Origin of the sequence: Crossiella sp. CA-258035, assembly GCF_030064675.1 — a bacterium.
GTDB lineage: Bacteria > Actinomycetota > Actinomycetes > Mycobacteriales > Pseudonocardiaceae > Crossiella.
In genome coordinates, this window is the sequence record NZ_CP116413.1 from 2,701,058 (window position 1) to 2,723,653 (window position 22,596).

The following is a 22,596-nucleotide window of genomic DNA, read 5'->3' on the forward strand; positions in this document are numbered from 1 at the left end:
TTCCGAGAACAGCGGGGGTGGGTGTTCAGCCCGTTGAAAGTGCGCGAACGGGCAATACCGTGCGGTGGGAAAGCACCTCCCACCATCAGAATGAGGAGCTGACGTTCATGCGCCATCCCCTGGCCGCCTACGCGTTAGGTGGCGCCCTGTTGCTGGGCCTGGGCGCGTTTTCCACTGCGCCACAAGCCGTTCTGCCCGTTGCCGCGCCCGTCGCGGCGCAGTCCCCGACGGCGGATGTGACCGTGGTCGCCGCCGGTGACATCTGCGGCTCCAACTGCAAGGCTACCGCCGCGGTGGTCGGGCAGATCAACCCCGCGGCGGTGCTGACCGCGGGCGACAACGCCTACGACAGCGGCACCCTGTCGGAGTACCGCACCAGGTACGACCCGACCTGGGGCAAGTACAAGACCATCACCTATCCCAGTGCGGGCAACCACGAGTACAACACGTCCAAGGCCTCCGGGTACTTCGACTACTTCAACGGCGTCGGTGTCCAGAGTGGACGGGCCGGTGAGCGCGGAAAGGGTTACTACGACTGGGAAATCGGGTCGTGGAAGTTCTTCGCGCTGAACAGCAACTTCAGCAAGATCGACAGCTCGGCGCAGCTGAGCTGGCTGAAGGAGAAGCTGCGCACCAACACCAAGCCGTGCGTGGCGGCCTACTGGCACCACCCGCTGTTCACCCTGGGCTCGCACAGCGGTGAGACGCAGGCCAGGCCGCTGTGGCAGGCGCTCTACGACGCGCACGCCGACCTGGTGCTGGTCGGGCACGACCACAACTACCAGCGGTTCGCGCCGCAGAACCCGCAGGGCAAGGCCGACTCGGCCGGGCTGCGGCAGGTGCTGGTGGGGACCGGTGGGAAGTCGAACTACAACTTCAGCCGGACGCTGCCGAACGTGGAGGCCAAGAACGCCAGTTCGCACGGGGTGCTGAAGCTGACGCTGTCCGGGACCGGGTACAAGGGTGACTTCGTGCCGGTGAGCGGACAGTCCTACAAGGACACCTTCAGCGGCAGCTGCCACGCGAAGGGCTAGTCCCAGTCCCAGCGGACCCGGTAGATGCCGGGCACCGGGTCGACCTCGGTCAGTTGGGCGGTGCGGGACGCGCCGACCCAGAGCTCGGCCACGGTGTCCGGCTCGCTGACTGAGCGGCGGTAGCCGCGCACGACCCGGGCAGGGAGGGCGCCCGGCGCGAACTGCACCTGGAGGGAGAGGTCCCGGACGGCCTCGCCCACCCGGATGGTCTGTTCCGCGTCGGGCAACCCGCCCGGCAGCACGGTGTAGTCGAGCACGGTCAGCTCGCCCGCGCGCAGGGGGCGGTCGAGCAGCAGCTCCAGGACCCGGAAGCCGGTGGTGTCGTCGGCGCGCTGCCTGCCCACCCGGCAGCCGCGGGACTCCGGGATGTGCAGCGGGCCGTGCGCGTGGTCGCTGCGGAAGGCGACCAGGTAGCGGTCGGTGTCCCGTTCGGCGCGCAGCAGCTGGTGGTAGGCGATCTCGGCGATGCGGCGGGAGGCGTCGACCGAGACGGTGAGGTGGGTGCCGACCCGGCTGAGGTCGTGCAGGGACTCCGGGCGGGCGTCGAGGCGGTCCAGGGCGCGGGCCAGGCCGTCGGGGCGGGCCCAGGCTCGGTCGGCGGGAAGGACGCCGGCGTGGTGGCGCAGCCAGCGGCCCCGGGGGCGGCGGGGGCCGAGCAGGGAGGTGAGCGAGTCCGGGGGGAGGTTGAGGATGTGTTCGAGGCTGGTGACGGCGCGCAGGGACTCGGGGCGTTCGGGGCGGGTGTGGCCGTGTTGCCAGTAGCTGAGGGCGGTTTTGCTCGCGGGGGTGCCTCGGGCGTGGAGGCGGGCCTGGAGGCGGTCGAGGCTGAGGCCGCTGGATTTGACCGCCAGGCGGAGGGCGAGGCTGAAGGGGCCGTTGTGGAGGGCGGCGGTCAGGCGGGCTTTGGTGGCGCGGTCTGTGGTGTTGCGGTTGGTGGCCTTGCGGGTTGTGGTGGCCTGGGTGGTGGGCATGACCCCTCCGCAGGGTGGCGGGTTGGCGCGGCAGGCTGGGTCATTGTGCTTTGGGGTTGGGGATTGGGCAACGGCTGGATGTCGGTGATTTTCCACAGGGGGTGTTTTCTTTTTTACCCAGTGGCGTCGGGGTACTCTGGACGGTCCGGTTTTACTTGCGATCAGCCGCTGGGGGCGGTGGATTGCGTGATTTGGTTTGGGGCCCCTAGGCCATCCCGGATTGGGCTGAAGGGGCAGACGGTGTGGCCTGCCCAATCGCTGGACTAGCTTACGGCATGGCCTCCCCCCAAACAAAATCACACAATCCACCGCGCGCTAATTGTCAATGAACGCTCGGTTTACTCTTCGCGATGTTTCGCTCGCGTTCAGCTCAGCTCCGCTGTCGTCATCGGGGCTGCTTGGACTGCCAGCAGGGCGATGTCGTCGTGGTCTCGGCCGTCGAGCCAGGCGTCGATGCGTTGTTCTACCCGGTGGATGAGGGTGCTGGCGGGGAGGCCGGCGAATTCTCGCAGGGCGGCGCGGAGTCTGTCGCTGCCGAAGAGTTCGCGGCCGGTTTTGCCGCCTCTTGCCTCGGTTACGCCGTCGCTGTACAGGACGCAGACTTCGCTGGGGGCGAGGGTTACCGTGGCTTCGCCGAATCTGGCGTCGGGGAGGATGCCTACCAGGGCTCCGGGGACGTCGATTTCGTCTACGGTGCCGTTGGTTCGCACGACCATGGGGTTGGGGTGGCCGCCGCCGCCCAGGACGAGTTCCAGTTCGCCGCTGGGTTCTGGGGTCATGGAGCCGACCAGCATTGTGGTGAAGCGGTTGCCGCCGTGGGCGAGGACCGCTTGGTTCACCAGGTGGAGCAGGCGGGCTGGGGCTGACTCGACCAGGCGGAGGGCGTGCAGGGAGTGGCGGACGCGGCCCGCGAGCGCGGCCGCTTCTACGCCGTTTCCGCAGACGTCGCCGAGCAGGAACATGGCGCTGCCGTCGGTGCGGGGGTGGACCTCGTAGAAGTCGCCGCCCACCCGCAGGGGTTCCCTGGCTGGGCGGTAGCAGGCGGAGAGGACCGCGCCGGGGACCGTGGGCAGGGGTGGGGGGACGAGTTCGGCTTGCAGGGTGGCCGCTGTGTCAACCTGTTCGGCGTAGCTGGCTGCTTGGGAGAGGGCCAGGGCGGATCGGGTGGTGAAGTCCTCGATCAGGGCGAGCTCTTCGGGCTGGAAGCCGCCTCTGGCCTTGTAGCGGGACAGGGCCAGGACGCCGACGGTGCGGTTCTCGTGGGTCATGGGGGCCAGCAGGATCTGGCCGAAGCCTTCCGGGGAGTCCGGGAGCGCCCAGGCGGCGTCCGCGGGGAGGCGGGCCGGGTCCAGTTCGGTGAGGGTGCCGGTGAGGGCTTCGGCGAGGCCGGGGACGGTGCGCAGGACTCGGCGGCCGGCTCGACCCCGGTCGGGTGGGGTGGCGGCGGCTGAGCAGCGCCACCACTCGAACAGGCCTCTTCGGGCCGGGATGAGGACCGTGGCGGAGTCGGCCAGGGTGGGGACCGCGAGCTGGGCGATGGAGCGCAGGGTGCGGCCGCGTTGCAGGGAGCTGCCCAGCTGGCGGCTGGCCTCGGCCAGGAAGCTGACCTGGGAGCGCTGGATGAGCAGCTCGTTGACGTGGTCGATCTCGTCGGTGACGTTCTGGATGTACCAGGCGTAGAGGGACTCGCCGAGGCGGCGGTGCCTGGCGCGCAGTCGCCGGCCGTCGTGTTGCAGCTCGACCAGCTCGGTGTCCATGGCCTGACCCGCGCCCAAGGCCCTGATGTCCAGGTCCTCGAGTGAGCCGCCCACGTTGAGCTTGGGGAACAGGGCGGCGGCCGCGTGGTTGAGCAGGTGGATGGCGTTGTGCTCGTCGTGGACCAGCACCGCGTCCTCGACCCCGTCCAGCAGCGCCTGCCACATCCCCGTTTCCACGTTGGGGACGTGCGCCGGAGGCGGGCGTTCCGGGTAGCTCACGGCGAGCACTTCCCGTTCGCTGGAGGACAGGGATCGGGTGATCAGTCTAGCCGCGCCTGGCGAGCGCGCACCGCTCGGTCGTGAGCAAACGCTCGGCATGGGAGGCTAGGCACTCGGGGATGATGACCAACGGCGAGCGACACAGGACCAGGAGGCCGGCGTGGACGAGCCGTTCCTCGAGCGACTGCTCGATGCGATGGAAGACCTGCGGGATGGGAACTTCCGTCGACGTCTGGTGGCGGGCAGCAACGGCACCTCCGCCCGCATCGCCGAGGTGTTCAACCAGATCGCCGCGCGCAAGCAGTGGGTGATCGGGGAACTGGTCAGGGTCCGGCAGGCGGTGGCCGAGGAGGGCCGCCTCTCCGAGCGGCTCTCCAGCGGTGACGGCGGCCCCCAGGGCGGCTGGGCGCAGGCGATCGACGAGGTCAACGGCCTGATCGAGGACCTCATGCAGCCCACCGAGGAACTGAGCCGGGTGCTGGCCGCGGCCTCCCAGGGCGACCTGTCGCTGCGGATGACCGAGCAGACCGACCGGCGGCCGCTGCGCGGGGAGTTCGCGCACCTGGCCACCACGGTGAACGGGCTGCTCACCCAGCTCTCGCTGTTCGCCTCCGAGGTCACCCGCGTGGCCCGCGAGGTGGGCACCGAGGGCAAGCTCGGCGGCCAGGCCGACGTGCCGGGAGCCGCGGGCCAGTGGCGGGCGCTCACCGACTCGGTGAACCTGATGGCCTCCAACCTGACCAGCCAGGTCCGCGACATCTCCAAGATGGCCGCGGCGGTGGCCAACGGCGACCTGACCCAGCAGATCACGGTCAACGCCTCGGGTGAGGTCGCGGCGCTGGCCGACACGCTCAACTCGATGACCGGCACCCTGCGCACCTTCGCCGGGGAGGTCACCAGGGTGGCCCGCGAGATCGGCACCGAGGGCCGCCTCGGCGGTCAGGCCCAGGTGCCCGGCGTGGCCGGGACCTGGAAGGACCTGACCGAGAACGTCAACTTCATGGCGCAGAACCTGACCTCGCAGATGCGCAACATCGCCGAGGTGACCACGGCGGTGGCCACGGGCGACCTGAGCCGCAAGATCACCGTTGAGGTCTCCGGCGAGCTGCTCGGGCTGAAGAACACCGTGAACACGATGGTGGACCAGTTGTCGTCGTTCGCCGACGAGGTCACGCGGGTCGCGCGTGAGGTCGGCACCGAGGGCATTCTGGGTGGTCAGGCGCAGGTGCCGGGGGTCGCGGGGACCTGGCGTGACCTGACCGAGTCGGTGAACTTCATGGCGAACAACCTGACTTCCCAGGTGCGTTCGATCGCCGAGGTGACCACGGCGGTCGCGAAGGGTGACCTGGGCAAGAAGATCACGGTTGATGCTCGTGGGGAGATCCAGGAGCTGAAGAACACCGTGAACACGATGGTGGACCAGTTGTCGTCGTTCGCGGATGAGGTCACCCGCGTGGCCCGTGAGGTCGGCGGGGATGGGCGGCTGGGTGGTCAGGCGCAGGTGGCCGGGGTCGCGGGCACCTGGCGGGACCTGACCGACAACGTGAACTTCATGGCGAACAACCTGACCTCGCAGGTGCGCTCGATCGCCGAGGTGACCACGGCGGTCGCCAAGGGCGACCTCACGCAGAAGATCACCGTGGACGCGCGCGGGGAGATCCTGGAGCTGAAGAACACCATCAACACGATGGTGGACCAGTTGTCCGCGTTCGCCGACGAGGTCACGCGTGTCGCCCGCGAGGTCGGCACCGACGGCAAACTGGGTGGTCAGGCGCAGGTCCGCGGGGTGGCGGGCACCTGGAAGAACCTGACCGACAACGTGAACGTGATGGCCGACAACCTGACCGTGCAGGTCCGCTCGATCGCCACGGTGGCCACCGCGGTGGCCGGCGGCGACCTGTCGAAGAAGATCGCGGTCGAGGCCAAGGGCGAGGTGGCCGCGCTGGCCTCCACCATCAACGGCATGGTGGACACGCTGCGCGCCTTCGCCGACGAGGTCACCAGGGTGGCCCGCGAGGTCGGCACCGAGGGCATGCTCGGCGGGCAGGCCACCGTGCCCAACGTGGCCGGGACCTGGAAGGACCTCACCGAGAACGTCAACTTCATGGCGGACAACCTGACCGCCCAGGTCCGCAACATCGCCACCGTGACCACCGCGGTGGCCAAGGGCGACCTGTCCAAGAAGATCGACGTGGACGCGCGCGGCGAGATCCTGGAGCTCAAGACCACCGTCAACACCATGGTCGACCAGCTGTCCTCCTTCGCCGCGGAGGTCACCCGCGTGGCCCGCGAGGTGGGCACCGACGGCAAGCTCGGTGGTCAGGCCCAGGTGGAAGGCGTGGCCGGCACCTGGCGGCGGCTGACCGAGAACGTGAACCAGCTGGCCGGGAACCTGACCACCCAGGTGCGGGCCATCGCCGCGGTGGCCACCGCGGTCACCGCCGGCGACCTGACCAGGCAGATCACCGTCGACGCCGAGGGCGAGATGGCCGATCTGAAGGACAACATCAACCAGATGATCGGCAACCTGAAGGCCACCACCACGGCCAACCGGGACCAGGACTGGCTCAAGACCAACCTGGCCAGGATCACCTCGCTGATGCAGGGCCAGCGCGACCTGGCCACCGTGGCCCAGTTGATCATGAGCGAGCTGACCCCGGTGGTCTCCGCGCAGCAGGGCGCGTTCTTCCTGGCCAAGCAGCTGGAGGAGGGCGAGACCGTGCTGGAGCTGACCGCGGGCTACGGCTACCGGGCGGCCGGCGACCAGCCGCAGCGGTTCGGCCTCGGCGAGTCGCTGATCGGCCAGGTCGCGGTGGAGAAGAAGACCATCAAGGTCAACGGCGCGCCGCCGGACTACCTGCGGATCAGCTCGGGCCTCGGGTCCACCGCGCCGGTCAACGTGGCCGTGCTGCCGGTGCTGTTCGAGGGCAGCACGCTCGGCGTGATCGAGCTGGCCTCGGTCAGCGAGTTCACCGGCGTGCACGAGGACCTGCTGGAACAGCTCAAGGACCTGATCGGCGTCAACGTCAACACCATCCTGGCCAACTCGCGCACCGACGCGCTGCTGGCCGAGTCCCAGCGGCTGGCCCAGGAGCTGCGGGCCCGCTCCGAGCAGCTCCAGGCCCAGCAGGAGGAGCTCCAGCGCTCCAACACCGAGCTGGCCGAGAAGGCCACCCTGCTGGCCACCCAGAACCGCGACATCGAGATCAAGAACATCGAGATCGAGCGCGGCCGCCAGGAGCTGGAGGAGCGCGCCCAGCAGCTGTCGCTGGCCTCCAAGTACAAGTCGGAGTTCATGGCCAACATGAGCCACGAGCTGCGCACCCCGCTGAACAGCCTGCTCATCCTGGCCAAGCTGCTCGCCGACAACCTGGAGAACAACCTCACCGACAAGCAGGTCGACTACGCCCGCACCATCCACGACGCGGGCAGCGACCTGCTCCAGCTGATCAACGACATCCTGGACCTGACCAAGGTCGAGGCCGGGCACCTGCTGCTCCAGCCCGCCGCGGTCGCGGTCACCGAGCTGGTCCGCTACGTCGAGGCGCTGTGCCGCCCGCTGTCCACCGAGAAGGGCCTGGACTTCGCGGTCCTGGTCGACCCCGCGGTGCCCGAGGTGCTGCACACCGACGAGCACCGGCTGCAGCAGATCCTGCGCAACCTGCTCTCCAACGCGGTCAAGTTCACCCACGAGGGCCGGATCCGGCTGGAGATCCGCAACGCCGACCCGGCCGAGGTGCGCCGCTCCGCGCTGCGCGGGCAGTCCTCGCTGGTGGCCTTCGCGGTGCAGGACACCGGCATCGGCATCGCCGCGGACAAGCTGGGCGTGATCTTCGAGGCGTTCCAGCAGGCCGACGGCACCACCAGCCGCAAGTACGGCGGCACCGGCCTGGGCCTGTCCATCAGCCGCGAGCTGACCGACCTGCTCGGCGGCGAGCTCCAGGTGCGCAGCGCGCCCGGCCACGGCTCGACCTTCACGCTGATCCTGCCGGTGGAGGCGCCGAACGAGGCCACCGTGCCGGAGGTGCGGGACGAGCCGCCGCTGGAGCCGGTGATCGACCAGGCGGCCATCGGCGGTGCTCAGGAGCCCGAGGCCCCGGCCGCGCAGCGCACTCCGCTGCCGGTGCAGGTGCACCTGCCGCAGGAGGACGGGGCCGAGACGCCGGTGCGCTTCCACGGCGAGAAGGTGCTGGTCGTCGACGACGACCTGCGCAACGTCTTCGCGCTGACCAGCGTGCTCGAACTGCACGGCCTGCACGTGGTCTACGCCGACAACGGGGTGGCCGGGGTGCGCGCGCTGGAGCAGTACGACGACATCGCGCTGGTGCTGATGGACATCATGATGCCGGAGCTGGACGGCAACGCGACCATGGCCGCGATCCGGGAGATGTCGGCCTACGAGGACCTGCCGATCATCGCGGTCACCGCCAAGGCGATGAAGGGCGACCGGGAGAAGAGCCTGGCCTCCGGGGCCACCGACTACGTGACCAAGCCGGTGGACACCGAGCACCTGATCCGGCTGATCGCCAGCTACCTCGACACGGACACCGATCCGCTGGGAATCGAGGCTTAGCATCGGAACCCAGTGGGTAGGAGACACTGGGGAACGTGCACGCACCACCTTTGGGGCACTGAACGTGACAGAGCAACTGGGCGACCCTCGTGAAGGGGTGTCCCGGAACGTAGGGCTGACCGCGCTCGCCGCATTCGAGTCGGCCCCCTTGCTGGTCTGGCTGGTCGACGGGCTGCGCAACGAGCCCCTCGGCGCGAACGCGGCCGCCCGCGCGCACGGGGCCGCGGCCTTCGGCGGCCCGGAGGTGCGCGCCGCGGTCACCGAGGCCGCGCTCACCGGGCAGGCCTCCAAGCTCACCCTGGAACAGCACGCCGGCGCGGTCACCCCGCTGCTCGGCGGCGACTCCGCGGTGCTGGTCGTGCTGACCGACCTGAGCGACGTGCGCACCGGCGGCGAGGCGCCGGAGGCGCACACCGTGCCGGGGGTGGCGGTGGCCGGGGTGCACCGGGTCAACGCCAGCCGCTCCGCCGCGGCAGGCGACTTCTACGAGGCCATCCCGCTCGACGGCGGCCGGATCGCGCTGGCCGTCGGCGACGTCGGCGCCACCGAGGACACCGCGGGCGCGATGGCCCGGCTGCGCGGCGCGCTGCTGGCCTACCTGCTGGCCGGGATGGGCGTGGAAGAGGTGATGGCCAACCTGGGCCGCTTCGCCGGGCGCAGCGCGGGCGCGGCGGGCAGCACCGCCAGCCTGGCCGTGCTCGACCCCGGCAGCCTGCGCCTGGACTACGTCACCGCCGGTCACCCGCCGCCGCTGCTGATCGGCGCGAACGGGACCAGCCGCGCGCTGGCCCGCACCGGCGGCGCCCCGCTGGGCTACGGCGACGGCGGCTACCGGGCGCAGACCGCCCAGCTCGCCGACGCCGACACCGTGCTGCTGCACACCAACGGCCTGCTCTGGCTGCCCGGCCCGGACGCCGAGCGCAACGCGCACCTGCTGCTGCGCTCGGCCGGGCAGCGGCTCACCGAGACCGGGCTGACCGTGGAGCAGGCCGGTCGCTCGATCATCGAGGACCTGGCCGGGCCCGGTCAGCTGCGGGACGAGGCGGTGCTGCTGGCCGCCCGCTTGCAGGCCAGCTCGCTGGCCCCGCTGGCGCTGGTGGTGCCCGCGCGGCCGGAGCAGCTGCGGCCGGTGCGCAGGCAGTTCCAGGAGTGGCTGACCGCGGCCGGGGCCAGCCAGCAGGACGTGGAGATCCTGCAGCTCACCTCGGGTGAGGCGATGACCAACGCGATCGAGCACGCCTACCCGCCCGGCGCGGACGGCCAGGTCGAGTTCCGGGCCAGCCTGGACCCCGACGGCACCGTGCAGGTCGACATCGCCGACCAGGGCGGCTGGGTCGCGCCCAGGCACGACCGGGGCTCCCGCGGCCGGGGGCTGCTGCTGATGCGGCAGTGCGTGGACGAGCTGCGGGTATCCCCCAGCGAGCACGGCACCTCGGTCTGCCTGCGGCACCGGCTGCGTGGCCTGGACGTGGCCGAGGAGGACGACAACAGCCTGCTCTCGGCCTTCGGCGTGCCCGCCCAGGACAGCAACCGGCTGCCCGCGGGCGCGGACCTGCGCACCGCCTACGTGGGTGAACGGGTGCACGCCTGGCTCTCCGGCGAGCTGGACGTGGCCGCCGCCGAGGTGCTCGGCCGCCAGCTGGCCAACCTGACCTGCGGCGGCACCGTCCCGCTTTCGGTGGACCTGTCCCAGGTCGGGCACCTCTCCAGCGCCGGGGTGACCCTGCTGTTCGAGCTGGCGCACCAGGCCAGCACCGCGGGCTGCCGCCTGCACGTGCACGCCGCCACCGGCAGCTCGGCGGCCTTCGTGCTGGCCAACACCGGGCTGCACGCGGTGGCCGAGGTGATGGTGGTGGCCAGCCAGCCGGACGAGTCACAACCCAGCTCCGCGACCGGTATTCCCCCGAGTTGACGAGCAGGGCCTTCTGCCGACGCGTGGCGCGGCGGTCTAGGGTGGCAATCAGCGCGCGCGAGCTTAGGGACAGGGGAAGCGGAGTGGAGCAGCCGGACGTCGTGGAGCCGCACGGCTCCAACGCCACGGGCAGTGGCGCGCCGATCGCGCCCCCGTACGCCGAAGGCGAACCGGAAGAGCTGATCGGCCTGGAAGTGCGGAGCCGGGACGCCGACACCGCGGTGGTCTCGGTCAGCGGCGAGGTCGACATGTACACCGCGCCGCTGCTGGAGGACTGCCTCCGCGAGGAGTCGGTGGCGGGCAGCAGGCGCCTGGTGGTGGACCTGTCCCAGGTCGACTTCCTGGACTCCAGCGGCCTGGCGCTGCTCGTGCAGGTGCACCAGCAGGCCAAGGAGCAGGAGCGGGAGCTGCGGGTGGTCTGCGTGGAGGGCATCGTGAAGCGGGCGATCACCAGCACCGGCCTGGACGCCACCCTGGCGCTGTACGCGGATGTGACCTCGGCCAGCGACTGACCACTCGCCGGAGTGTTGGCCGTTGTCGTACGCCAGGTTGGCCGTTGTGGACCAGGGCGCAGCCCGTCCACAACGGCCAAGAGTGCGTACGACAACGGCCAACACTCCGGGCGCGCCGCTGTTGCACGGCGCGGTGCTGGGCTGGCTGACCACCGCGGTCTAGGCGCTCAGCAGCACCTCGACCCCGCGCGGGAACTCCGCCTCCCGGACGTAGGCCAGCACGGTGTCCCGGAAGGCGGCGGCCGCGTTGGTCAGCGCCACGTCGGTGCGGTGCGCCAGCGCGATGGTGCGCGGAATCCCCGGCGGGGCCAGGGGAGTGGACCGCAGGCCCGGCCGGTTGGCCAGCACCAGGCTGGGCACCAGGGCCAGGCCGAGGCCGGCTTCGACGAACCGGAGCACCGCGTCCATCTCGCCGCCCTCCACCGCGAACCGGGGCTCGACCCCGGCGCGGCGGCAGGCGGCCAGGGTGGCCTCGCGCAGGTCGTAGCCCGGGCGGAACATCACCAGCTCGCGGGCGGCCAGCTCCTCGATCTTGAGGTGGGTCCAGCGGGTCAGCGGCTTCGCCTCGGCCGGGCTGGCCACCACCAGCGGTTCGCGCAGGATCGAGGTGGTGGTCAGCGCGGGCTCGGCGCCACTGCCCGGCACGATCACCAGCGCCAGGTCCAGCTCGCCGCGGGTCAGGTCGCGCACCAGGTCCTGCGAGCCGCTCTCCTGCACCTGCAACCGGATGCCGGGGTAGCGGTCCCGGAAGCGGCGCAGTACCTCGGCGACCAGGCTCACGCACATGCTCGGCGTCGCGCCCAGGCGCACCCGGCCGCGGCGCAGGCCGACCAGCTCCTGCACCTCCAGGCGGGCGGTGTCCACGTCGGCCAGGATGCGGCGGGCCAGCGGCAGCAGCGCCTCGCCGGCCGGGGTGAGCGCGATGTTGCCGCGGGCCCGGCTGAACAGCGGCGCGCCCAGCTCCTCCTCCAGCACCCTGATCTGCTTACTGAGTGAGGGTTGCGCCACATCCAGCTGGTCGGCGGCCTGCGTGAAGTGCCGGGTGCGGGCCACCGCCAAGAAGTACGCGAGCTGCTGCAAGTTCACTTCGATAGCGTACGGCTATCGAGTCGAGCCGTTCCATATATTGGACGACTTGTCGCGACGCTCCTACCGTCGGGTCATGGCTGTTCCCAGCTTGACCACCACCCCCGTCCCACCACGGACGCCGACCGGCCGTGCCCGCCGGTCGCCACGGATCTCCTCGGTGCTCCTCAAGGCCGTCATGGCGGTGACCGGGCTGCTGCTCTTCGGCTTCGTCGTCGCGCACATGCTCGGCAACCTCAAGATCTTCTTCGGCGCCGAGTCCTTCGACAGCTACGCCCGGTTCCTGCGCACCGTCGGCGAGCCCCTGCTGCCCGAGCGCGGGCTGCTGTGGATCATGCGGATCGGCCTGCTGGTCGCGGTGTTCGCGCACATCATCGCCGCCACGATGCTGGCCCGCCGCGCCCGCAAGGCCCGGCCGGTGCGCTACCACCACCGGCCCAAGGTGCAGGGCAGCTACGCCGCGCGCACCATGCGCTGGGGCGGGGTGATCATCGCGCTGTTCGTGGTCTACCACCTGATGGACCTGACCCTGCTGTGGGCCAACCCGAACGGCGTGCACGGCGAGGCCTACAACAACGTCACCGCCGACTTCACCCTGGAGCGCTGGCCGGTGGTGCTGGTCTACACCGTCGCGGTGCTGGCCCTGGGCTTCCACCTGCGGCACGGGGTGTGGAGCGCGCTGCGCAGTCTCGGCCGCGGCCGGGCCCGCACCGAGGCGCGGCTCAAGGTCATCGCGCTGGTGGTGGCCGTGCTGGTGTGCGCCGGTTACCTGTCCGTCCCCTTCGCTGTGCTGACCGGGTTGGTGAGCTGACATGAGCTACTTCGTCGAGGGCGACCCGATCGCCGACACCAGGGCGCCGGACGGGCCGATCGAGACCCGCTGGGAGCGCCGCCGCTTCGGCGCGCGGCTGGTCAACCCGGCCAACAAGCGCAAGCTGAGCGTGATCGTGGTCGGCACCGGCCTGGCCGGCGGCTCGGCCGCGGCCACCCTGGCCGAGCTGGGCTACCGGGTCAGCTCCTTCTGCTACCAGGACAGCCCGCGCCGGGCGCACAGCATCGCCGCGCAGGGCGGGATCAACGCGGCCAAGAACTACCGCAACGACGGCGACAGCGTGCACCGGCTGTTCTACGACACGGTCAAGGGCGGGGACTTCCGGGCGCGGGAGTCCAACGTGCACCGGCTGGCCGAGATCAGCACCCAGATCATCGACCAGTGCGTGGCCCAGGGCGTGCCCTTCGCCCGCGAGTACGGCGGGCTGCTGGACACCCGCTCCTTCGGCGGCGCGCAGGTCGCCCGCACCTTCTACGCCCGCGGCCAGACCGGCCAGCAGCTGCTGCTGGGCGCCTACCAGGCGCTGTCCCGGCAGATCAGCGCCGGGCGGGTGACCATGCACCCGCGCACCGAGATGCTGGACCTGATCGTGGCCGACGGCAAGGCCCGCGGCATCGTGGTGCGGGACCTGGTCTCCGGCGAGGTCTCCACCCACTTCGCCGACGCGGTGGTGCTGGCCACCGGCGGCTACGGCAACGCCTTCTACCTCTCCACCAACGCCAAGGGCTGCAACACCACCGCGATCTGGCGGGCGCACCGCCGCGGCGCGCTGTTCGCCAACCCCTGCTACACCCAGATCCACCCGACCTGCATCCCGGTCAGCGGCGACCACCAGTCCAAGCTGACCCTGATGAGCGAGTCGCTGCGCAACGACGGCCGGGTGTGGGTGCCCCAGCAGGCCGGGGACACCAGGCCGCCCAACGAGATCCCCGAGGACGAGCGCGACTACTACCTGGAGCGGATCTACCCCAGCTTCGGCAACCTGGTGCCGCGTGACATCGCCTCCAGGGCGGCCAAGAACGTCTGCGACGCCGGCCGCGGGGTCGGGCCGGGCGGGCTGGGCGTGTACCTGGACTTCGCCGACGCGATCCGCCGCCTCGGCCGGGACGCGGTCTCGGCCAGCTACGGCAACCTGTTCGAGATGTACCAGCGCATCACCGGCGAGGACCCGTACCAGGTGCCGATGCGCATCTACCCCGCCGTGCACTACACCATGGGCGGGCTGTGGGTGGACTACGACCTGCGCAGCACCATCCCGGGGCTGTTCGTCATCGGCGAGGCCAACTTCTCCGACCACGGCGCGAACCGGCTCGGCGCCAGCGCGCTGATGCAGGGCCTGGCCGACGGCTACTTCGTGCTGCCCAACACCATCGGCGACTACCTCGCCGACGGGCCGTTCGAGGCGGTGGACGCCGAGCACCCGGCCGCGGTCGAGGCGGTCGCCGGGGTGAAGTCCACTGTGGACAAGCTGCTGGCGGTGGACGGCACGCGAACCGTGGATGACTTCCACCGCGAGCTCGGCCGCCTGATGTGGGACCACTGCGGGATGGAGCGCAGCGAGGAGGGCCTGCGCAAGGCGCTGGAACGGATTCCGGAGCTGCGCGCGGAGTTCTGGCGCGAGGTCAAGGTGCCCGGCACCGGCGAGGGCCTCAACCAGGCGCTGGAGAAGGCAGGCCGGGTGGCCGACTTCTTCGAGCTGGCCGAGCTGATGTGCGTGGACGCGCTGCACCGCACCGAGTCCTGCGGCGGGCACTTCCGCGCCGAAAGCCAGACCCCCGACGGCGAGGCCCGCCGCGACGACGAGCGGTTCAGCTACGTCGCGGCCTGGGAGTTCGCCGGGCCCGGCCAGGCGCCGGTGCTGCACAAGGAAAACCTCACCTTCGACTACGTCACCCCCAGCCAGCGGAGCTACAAGTGAGACTGACCCTCAACATCTGGCGCCAGAGCGGGCCCGAGGACAAGGGCAGGATGGTCCGCTACCAGCTCGAAGAGGTCTCCGAGGACATGTCCTTCCTGGAGATGCTCGACGTGCTCAACGAGAAGCTCACCCTGGCCGGGGACGAGCCGGTGGCCTTCGACCACGACTGCCGCGAGGGCATCTGCGGCATGTGCGGCATGATGATCAACGGTGTCGCGCACGGCCCGGAGAAGGCCACCACCGCCTGCCAGCTGCACATGCGGCACTTCGACGACGGTGACTCGATCACCATCGAGCCGTGGCGGGCCGCGCCGTTCCCGGTGGTCAAGGACCTGGTGGTGGACCGCAGCTCGTTCGACGCGATCATCTCCGCCGGTGGCTACATCAGCGCGCCCACCGGCAGCGCGCCGGACGCGCACGCCACCCCGGTGCCCAAGCCGGACGCCGACACCGCCTTCGAGGCCGCCGCCTGCATCGGCTGCGGCGCGTGCGTGGCGGCCTGCCCCAACGGTTCCGGCATGCTGTTCACCGCGGCCAAGGTCACCCACCTCGGGCTGATGCCCCAGGGCCAGCCGGAACGCGACACCCGCGTGATCAACATGCTCACCACGCACGACGACCTGGGCTTCGGCGGCTGCACCAACGCCGGCGAGTGCACCACGGTGTGCCCCAAGGGAATCCCCCTGGAAACGATTGCCCGGCTCAACGCCGACTACCTGCACGCCACGGTCTCGACCAGGGGCCGCAAGCCCTGATCGCGGCACCCCGGGCCGGCGGACGTCCGGTTCGTCCGGCTCGGGGTGGCCGCTGGCGCGGTGACTGGTTCACATAATTCAAAGCGTGGAACAAGGCGACCGGTCGGTTGGTTCTGGTGGCTATGCTGCGCTCGGAGGATGGCCGGATGCCTGGCTGGGGGCTCCAGGAGTGCCAGAAGAACGAGGACAGACCGATGATGGTTGTGCGTCCCGGGGGTAAGGGCTTTCCGTCGCAGGCTGGCACGCCGGACCTGCCGCCGCCGTGGTTCCGGGGAGCCGTGCGGTGACCGAGGTCCTGGCGAGGACCGCCAGCGGCCGGGTCCGCGGTCGGCAGGACGACGGCGTCGTCCGTTTCCTGGGTGTTCCTTACGCGGCCGCACCGCGGGGCTCCGGGCGGTTCGCCGCGCCGGCGCCGGTGCGGCCGTGGCCCGGGGTGCGGGAGGCCACCGAGTTCGGTGGCACCGCGCCCTCGGCGAGCCTGCACCGGACGGGGCTGGGGTTCCTGGTCGAACCGGCCGTCGCGGGCGCGGAGTACCTCAACCTCAACGTGTGGACGCCGGGCGTGGACGGCGCGCGGCGACCGGTGCTGGTGTGGATCCACGGCGGCTCGCACGTCACCGGGTCCTCGGCCCAGCCGATCTACGACGGCCGCGCGTTCGCCGCGCGCGGGATCGTCTTCGTCTCCCTCAACTACCGGCTCGGCGCGGAGGGTTACGCCCAGCTGCCAGGGGTGCCGGCCAACCGGGGCCTGCTGGACCAGCTGGCCGCGCTGGACTGGGTCCGCCGGGAGATCGCCGGGTTCGGCGGCGACCCGGACCGGATCACCGTCAGCGGCAGCTCCGCCGGCGCTGGTTCGGTGCTGGCCCTGCTGTCCCTGGACACCGGGCGGTTCCGGCGGGCGGTGGCGCAGAGCGCCGCTCCCCGGTCTGCTCTGTCCACTGTGGATGCTGAGCGGATGGCCAAGGAGCTGGCCGGTCTGGCCGGGGTCCCGGCCACCGCGGAGGGGCTGGCCGAGGTCGAACCGGGGCGGCTGGCCGAGATCGCCACCGACCTGACCCTGGCGGTGCTGGCCGATCCGGATCCGCTGCGCTGGGGCGAGACCGTGGTCGCCTCCTCGATGGCCTTCGGGCCGGTGGTGGACGGCCAGGTGCTGCCCCGGCATCCCTTCCACGCGCTGCTCGCGGGCGCGGGCCGGGACGTCGAGCTGTTGCTGGGCACCAACTCCGACGAGCTGGGCCTGCTGGTCCGGGACGAGGGCGTGGCGGCCGCGCTGACCGAGCAGCTGTTCCGGGAACCGGCGTACACCATCGCCGAGTCCAGGACCGGCGCCGCGGCCACCTACCTCTACGAGTTCGGCTGGCGCTCGCCGCTGCCGGGCGCGGGGGCGGCGCACGGGCTGGAGCTCGGGTTCGTCTTCGACAACCTGGGGCACTCCGGCCTGGAGGGCGACAAGCCACCTGCCGAGCTGGCCCGCGAGGTCAACGGGAACTGGGTTTCCTTTGTCACGCACGGCGATCCGGGCTGGCCGCGGTTCACCGAGGAGACGCCGTTCGTGCGGTGGCTGGGCGGTTAGCCCTTCGCGAAGAGCCGGAGCCGGTCCAGGGAGCCGTTGAACTCGTTCTGGTCGCCGGGGAACGTGCCCTTGTCGTTGAACTGCCAGAAGGTGTGCCAGTCCCAGCCCGCCGGCCGTTCCCCCGGCGCGTCGGCGTACCTGGCCAGCCACAGCGGGTTCGTCTTGCCGAACTCCGCGCTGTTGCCGGTGCAGGTCTTCCACCAGTTGGTGGTGGTGTAGATGGTCGGGTGCCGCTTGGTGCGCTGGGCGTAGGTCTGGCTGAACTCGCGGATCCAGGCCACCATGTCGGCCGGGCTCTTGCCGTAACACGCTGGGCCGTAAGGGTTGTACTCGATGTCCAGCGCGCCGGGCAGGGTCCGCCCGTCGCCGGACCAGCCGCCGCCGTTGCTGAGGAAGTAGTTCGCCTGCGCCGCGCCGCTGGAGCGGTCCGGCAGCGCGAAGTGGTAGGAGCCGCGGATCAGGCCGACGTCGAAAGAACCCTGGTACTGCTGGGCGAAGCGCGGGTTCTTGAAGCCGGTGCCTTCGGTCGCCTTCACGTAGGCGAAGGTCGCGCCCTTGCGCTTGACGTCGGCCCAGTCGACGTCGCCCTGGTGGCCGCTGACATCCAGCCCGAGCGGTTTGCCGCTGGGCTGGAACTCGGTGCCGTCCCTGGCTTCGGCGGCCGCGCCCGCCCCGGCGAACGCGCGTTCCGCGCCGGACTCCTCGGCCAGGGCCGGGACTGAGCCGGTGAGCAGTAGTACCGCGAGGGTCGCCAGCGTCAACGACCTTGCACCCAGGGTTGAGAAGGTCATGTCGCGGACGGTAAGCGCTCATGTCCGATTCCGCGTGGCGGCACCACGGCGAATCACCCGATCTTGGTGCCGCGTTGTCCCCCCTTCCGGGGACGCGGTGTCAGAACGTAGACCGGATGGAGACCCGCAGCGCCGGGGTGGAGTAGCGACTGGTCCTCGTCTGCTCCAGCAGCTGCACGATCTGTGCCGCTACGCTCCGGTGATGACTGTCGTGCAGGACGTCGTGCCTGCTCTCGGCTACGGTCACGAAGCGTGACCGGCGCAGCCGCAGGGCCAGCGTCCGGGCGGTGAGCGGCGGGCACAGCACGTCCGAGTCGCCGTGCAGCACCAGCACCGGCAGGTCCGGCCCACCGGCCAGCGCGGACTCGGCCAGCGCGGGCGGCACCGGGGTGCGCAGCAGCTCCCCACGCCGCAGCCCCGCGTCGGCGGCCAGCTCGGCGCGCTGGTCCTCCCCGTGCAGCCGCAGCCGCAGCTCGTCGTCGAAGTCCAGCGTCTCGCCACCGGCGGGCAGCGCGCCGCCGGGCACACCGGCGGCGACGACCGCGCGCACCGAGGGCTCGAACCGCGCCGCGTGCAGCGCGAGCAGCGCGCCGGTGTCCGCGCCCAGCAGGTACAGCGGACCCTGCGCCGCATTGGCCGCGGCGTGCACGCGGGCCAGGGCGAGGGCCGGTTCTGGCTCGGGCAGGTCAACGACCCGCACCTGGTAGCCGTCGACCGCCAGCCGCGCGGTCAACCTCGAATAGCGGTCCGCGTGCTCGCCGCGGCCAGGCAGGACCACCAGGGTTCCCCGGTTCATGATTCGCACGCTAGGAATGGCGCGACGGCCGGTCAATCACATCCCAGGGAACGGGATTCCCCGGAATGCGGCGTTGACAGCGGTCGGCGGACCTGTTGCCATCATTGGCGTGTCCCATTCGACGCCTCTCGTCCGGCGCCGGCACGTCGACCTCGTCCGTGTCGCCGCTCAAGGCTGTCCGAACTCTCTCAGCTAGTCCCTGACCAGGACATATTCACCTCATCTCGTTGGCAGGCCGCCTTTTTCCGGCATGCCCGGGAATTCTTGATCTTTCTTTTCCGACCGGCTGGAGAGAGCTGTGTCCCCATCCCTTCCCGAATCGTTGAAGTTCGCCTACTGGGTGCCGAATGTGAGCGGTGGCCTGGTCACCAGCGACATCGAACAACGCACTGACTGGGGCTATGAGTACAACCGGAAACTGGCCGTCCTCGCCGAGGACAACGGGTTCGAGTACGCGCTGAGCCAGGTCCGCTACATCGCCAGCTACGGCGCCGCCTACCAGCACGAGTCCACCAGTTTCAGCCTCGCCCTGCTGCTGGCCACCCAGCGGCTCAAGGTGATCGCCGCGGTGCACCCCGGACTCTGGCAGCCCGGCGTGCTGGCCAAGCTGATCGCCACCGCCGACCACCTCTCCGGCGGCCGGGCCGCGGTGAACGTGGTCAGCGGCTGGTTCAAGGACGAGTTCACCAAGCTCGGCGAACCCTGGCTGGAGCACGACGAGCGCTACCGCCGCTCGGAGGAGTTCATCCGGGTGCTGCGCGAGATCTGGACCTCCGAGGCCGCGGAGTTCCGCGGCGACTTCTACCGCCTGCACGACTTCGACCTCAAACCCAAGCCCGTGGAGGTGCCGGACCGGCCGCACCCGGAGATCTTCCAGGGCGGCAACTCCACCGCCGCCCGCGCCATGGCCGGACGGGTCTCGGACTGGTACTTCAGCAACGGCAAGGACTTCGACGGGGTGACCGAGCAGGTCAGCGAGGTCAAGGGCGCGGCGGCGGCCAACGGGCGGACCGTCCGCTTCGGACTCAACGCCTTCCTCATCGCCAGGGACACCGAGGCCGAGGCCAAGGAGGTGCTGCGCGAGATCATCGCCAAGGCCAACGTCGAGGCCGTGCACGGGTTCCGGGACGCGGTCGCCCAGGCAGGGCAGTCCACTTCGGACAAACGCGGGATGTGGGCGGACTCCAGCTTCGAGGACCTGGTGCAGTACAACGACGGCTTCCGCAGCAAGCTGATCGGCACCCCGGAGCAGATCGCGCACCGGATCGTGGAGTACAAGCGGCGCGGGGTGGACCTGCTGCTGCTCGGATTCCTGCACTACCTGGAAGAAGTCGAGTACTTCGGCAAGAACGTGCTGCCCATCGTCCGTGAGCTGGAAGCCGAGGCCGCCCACAAGGGATCGCCGCTGGGCGAGCCCGTCGGAACGGGAGTCTGAGCCATGACCAACACCGAAGCGCGTAGCGCCACCTTCGACAACCGTCCCCAGCCGCGCACGCCCCAGGAGTGGCTCGACCGCGCCAGTGAGGTGGCCGCCATCCTCGCCGTGGACGCGGTCGCCCGCGACAAGGCGGCGGCCACCCCGTACGCGGAAGTCCAGCTGCTCAAGGACTCCGGCCTGGTCACCCTGCTCGCCCCGGCCGAACACGGTGGCGGCGGCCAGAACTGGGTCACCGCCTACCAGGTGATCCGCGAGGTGGCCAAGGCCGACGGCTCGATCGGCCAGCTGCTCGGCTACCACTACCTGTGGGCCTGGGCCGCCCGGCTGGTCGGCACCCCGGCGCAGATCGCCGCGGTGGAGGAGGCCGCGGCCAAGCACCGCTGGTTCTTCGGCGGCGCGGTCAACCCGCGCGACAACGACCTGGTGATCACCGACAACGGCGACACCATCGTCTACAACGGACGCAAGTCCTTCTCCACCGGCAGCAAGGTCTCCGACGTCACCGTGCTGGAAGGCGTGTTGCAGGGCACCGAGACGCACATCTTCGCCATCGTGCCCTCCGACCAGCCCGGCATCGTCTTCGGCGACGACTGGGACAACATCGGGCAGCGGCTCACCGAGAGTGGCAGCGTGGAGATCCGGGACGTGCACGTGGACTGGGCCTCGGCCGCCGGGTTCGAGAACAAGGTGTTCCAGCCCAGGGTCTACAACACGATCAACGTGCCCGCGATCCAGCTGGTGTTCGTCAACTTCTACCTCGGCATCGCCAAGGGCGCGCTGGAGACCGCGGCCACCTACACCCGCGAGCACAGCCGGTCCTGGCTGTACTCCGCCTATGAGCGGGCCGTGGACGAGCCGCACGTGATCGACACCTACGGCGACCTGGCCAGCAAGCTGTGGGCGGTGGAAGCCCTCGCGGACCAGGTGGCCGTTGAGGCGCAAGCCATCCACGACGATCCGGACGCGCTCACCGAACGGCGGCGCGGCGAGCACGAGGTGCGGGTGGCCGCGGTGAAGGCCAGGGCGACCGAGGTCGCGCTGGAGGTGACCAACCGGATCTTCGAGGTGACCGGGGCGCGGGCCACCGCGTCCAGCCAGGGCCTGGACCGGTTCTGGCGCAACGTGCGCACGCACACCTTGCACGACCCGGTGGCCTACAAGCGGGCCGAGGTCGGGGTGTACGTGCTCCGCGACGAGATCCCCGCGCCCACCTGGTACTCATGACCACCATCCCAGCCTCGGCGTCGGTGCGGGTGATCCGCGGCGACGCCGAGGCGCTGGCGGTGGCCGCCCAGCTCGCGGAGGAGTTCGCGGCCGGGGCGGCCGACCGCGACGCGCACCGCAGGCTGCCCGAGGCCGAACTGGCCGAGCTGTCGGCCAGTGGGCTGCTCGGCGTCACCGTGCCCGCCGCCCACGGTGGCGCCGACGTGGCCACCACCACCCTGGCCGAGGTGTTCCGGCTGCTGGCCGCCGCCGACCCCAACCTGGCGCAGATCCCGCAGAGCCACTTCGCCTACGTCAACGTGCTGCGCGCCCAGGGCACCCCGGAACAGCAGCGGTTCTTCTTCGCGGAACTCCTGGCAGGCAAGCGTTTGGGCAACGCGCAGTCCGAGGCCGGGACCAAGCACGTGCAGGACTACCGGACCCGGCTGACCCCGGCCGGACCGGGGGAGTTCACGCTGAACGGGGTCAAGCACTACAGCACCGGCGCGCTGTTCGCGCACTGGATCCCGGTGCTGGCCAAGGATCCCGAGGACAGGTTGCAGGTCGCCTACGTGCCGTCCGACGCGCCCGGACTGTCCATTGTGGATGACTGGAACGGGATGGGGCAGCGCACCACCGCCAGCGGCACCGTGCGGCTGGACGAGGTGCGGGTGCCGGCCGGGCACGTGGTGCCACACCACCGGACCTTCACCGGTCCGCAGCTGCACGGCGCGGTGGCCCAGCTGCTGCACGCGGCCATCGACACCGGCATCGCCGGTGGCGCGCTGGCCGAGGCAGCGGAGTTCGTCCGCACCCGCAGCCGCCCGTGGTTCGAGAGCGGGGCCGAGCGGGCGGATCAGGACCCGTTGACCATCCAGCGCTTCGGCGAGCTGACCGTGGCGGTGCGCGGCGCGGAGGCGTTGCTGGCCACGGCGGCCGCCGAGGTCGACCGGGCCAGGGCGCACCTGGCCGACACCACCGCGGCCGCCGCCTCGGTCGCGGTGGCGGTGGCCAAGGTGGCCGCCGACCGGGCGGCCATCGAGGTGACCAACGCCCTGTTCGAGGTCGGCGGCACCCGCTCGGCGCTGGAGGAGCTGAACCTGCACCGGCACTGGCGCAACGCCCGCACGCACACCCTGCACGACCCGGTGCGCTGGAAGCTCCAGCACATCGGCCGCCACACCCTGACCGGCGAGCACCCGCCCCGGCACGGACTCATCTAGGGA

16 protein-coding genes are annotated in these 22,596 nt (G+C 70.8%); 11 read left to right on the forward strand and 5 right to left on the reverse strand.

All coding sequences use genetic code 11. From position 1 onward, the window contains the following. The first annotated feature begins 107 nt into the window (after positions 1–107). Positions 108–1,034 carry a metallophosphoesterase family protein gene (locus N8J89_RS12415; protein ID WP_283664483.1) on the forward strand — a complete coding sequence of 309 codons (927 nt, stop codon included), beginning with the start codon at positions 108–110 and terminating at the stop codon, positions 1,032–1,034. Here N8J89_RS12415 and N8J89_RS12420 read toward each other — a convergent pair. Continuing rightward, complete coding sequence (locus N8J89_RS12420) at positions 1,031–2,005, reverse strand: hypothetical protein (RefSeq protein WP_283664484.1); 975 nt, start codon at positions 2,003–2,005, stop codon at positions 1,031–1,033. The two genes, N8J89_RS12415 and N8J89_RS12420, sit on opposite strands and share 4 nt — an antisense overlap. Before the next feature lie 365 nt (positions 2,006–2,370). Then, positions 2,371–3,981 (reverse strand): PP2C family protein-serine/threonine phosphatase, encoded by a 1,611-nt coding sequence (locus N8J89_RS12425; protein WP_283664485.1) that lies wholly within the window; start codon positions 3,979–3,981, stop codon positions 2,371–2,373. A 160-nt stretch (positions 3,982–4,141) separates the two neighbouring features. On the opposite strand from N8J89_RS12425, the gene N8J89_RS12430 reads away from it, so the two are divergent. From N8J89_RS12430 to N8J89_RS12440, 3 genes are all read left to right on the forward strand, one after another. Next, positions 4,142–8,554 carry a HAMP domain-containing protein gene (locus tag N8J89_RS12430; protein ID WP_502868442.1) on the forward strand — a complete coding sequence of 1,471 codons (4,413 nt, stop codon included), beginning with the start codon at positions 4,142–4,144 and terminating at the stop codon, positions 8,552–8,554. A gap of 97 nt (positions 8,555–8,651) precedes the next feature. After that, entirely contained in the window at positions 8,652–10,466 is a 1,815-nt protein-coding gene (locus tag N8J89_RS12435; protein WP_283664486.1) for an ATP-binding protein, read from the forward strand. Positions 10,467–10,549: 83 nt separating this feature from the next. After that, the gene (locus N8J89_RS12440) at positions 10,550–10,978 is read left to right on the forward strand and encodes an STAS domain-containing protein (protein WP_283664487.1); all 429 of its coding nucleotides are present in this window, start codon (positions 10,550–10,552) and stop codon (positions 10,976–10,978) included. Positions 10,979–11,137: 159 nt separating this feature from the next. Here N8J89_RS12440 and N8J89_RS12445 read toward each other — a convergent pair whose 3' ends face one another. Further along, complete coding sequence (locus N8J89_RS12445) at positions 11,138–12,064, reverse strand: LysR family transcriptional regulator (protein ID WP_283664488.1); 927 nt, start codon at positions 12,062–12,064, stop codon at positions 11,138–11,140. Between the two features lie 76 nt (positions 12,065–12,140). Here N8J89_RS12445 and N8J89_RS12450 point away from each other — a divergent pair, with 76 nt between their 5' ends. From N8J89_RS12450 to N8J89_RS12465, 4 genes are all read left to right on the forward strand, one after another. Then, positions 12,141–12,875, forward strand: a complete 735-nt coding sequence (locus N8J89_RS12450; RefSeq protein ID WP_283664489.1) for a succinate dehydrogenase cytochrome b subunit — start codon at positions 12,141–12,143, stop codon at positions 12,873–12,875. Position 12,876: 1 nt separating this feature from the next. Continuing rightward, complete coding sequence (locus N8J89_RS12455) at positions 12,877–14,814, forward strand: fumarate reductase/succinate dehydrogenase flavoprotein subunit (RefSeq protein ID WP_283664490.1); 1,938 nt, start codon at positions 12,877–12,879, stop codon at positions 14,812–14,814. Beyond that, positions 14,811–15,569 (forward strand): succinate dehydrogenase/fumarate reductase iron-sulfur subunit, encoded by a 759-nt coding sequence (locus N8J89_RS12460; RefSeq protein ID WP_283664491.1) that lies wholly within the window; start codon positions 14,811–14,813, stop codon positions 15,567–15,569. Before N8J89_RS12455 ends, N8J89_RS12460 begins: the two co-directional genes overlap by 4 nt. Before the next feature lie 283 nt (positions 15,570–15,852). Beyond that, the gene (locus tag N8J89_RS12465) at positions 15,853–17,142 is read left to right on the forward strand and encodes a carboxylesterase/lipase family protein (RefSeq protein ID WP_283664492.1); all 1,290 of its coding nucleotides are present in this window, start codon (positions 15,853–15,855) and stop codon (positions 17,140–17,142) included. Here the strand turns inward: N8J89_RS12465 and N8J89_RS12470 are convergent. Beyond that, positions 17,139–17,933 carry a lysozyme gene (locus N8J89_RS12470; protein WP_283664493.1) on the reverse strand — a complete coding sequence of 265 codons (795 nt, stop codon included), beginning with the start codon at positions 17,931–17,933 and terminating at the stop codon, positions 17,139–17,141. The genes N8J89_RS12465 and N8J89_RS12470 overlap by 4 nt on opposite strands. A gap of 100 nt (positions 17,934–18,033) precedes the next feature. After that, a complete protein-coding gene (locus tag N8J89_RS12475; RefSeq protein ID WP_283664494.1) occupies positions 18,034–18,729 on the reverse strand; it encodes an alpha/beta hydrolase in 696 nt (231 codons plus the stop codon). A 298-nt stretch (positions 18,730–19,027) separates the two neighbouring features. Here N8J89_RS12475 and sfnG point away from each other — a divergent pair, with 298 nt between their 5' ends. From sfnG to N8J89_RS12490, 3 genes are read left to right on the forward strand one after another with little or no spacing between them, the layout of a single operon-like run. Continuing rightward, complete coding sequence (gene sfnG / locus N8J89_RS12480; protein WP_283664495.1) at positions 19,028–20,164, forward strand: dimethylsulfone monooxygenase SfnG; 1,137 nt, start codon at positions 19,028–19,030, stop codon at positions 20,162–20,164. A gap of 3 nt (positions 20,165–20,167) precedes the next feature. Continuing rightward, positions 20,168–21,391, forward strand: a complete 1,224-nt coding sequence (locus N8J89_RS12485; protein ID WP_283664496.1) for an acyl-CoA dehydrogenase family protein — start codon at positions 20,168–20,170, stop codon at positions 21,389–21,391. Then, on the forward strand, positions 21,388–22,593 hold the full coding sequence (locus N8J89_RS12490) for an SfnB family sulfur acquisition oxidoreductase (protein WP_283664497.1): 1,206 nt from the start codon (positions 21,388–21,390) through the stop codon (positions 22,591–22,593). Before N8J89_RS12485 ends, N8J89_RS12490 begins: the two co-directional genes overlap by 4 nt. Positions 22,594–22,596: the final 3 nt, after the last annotated feature.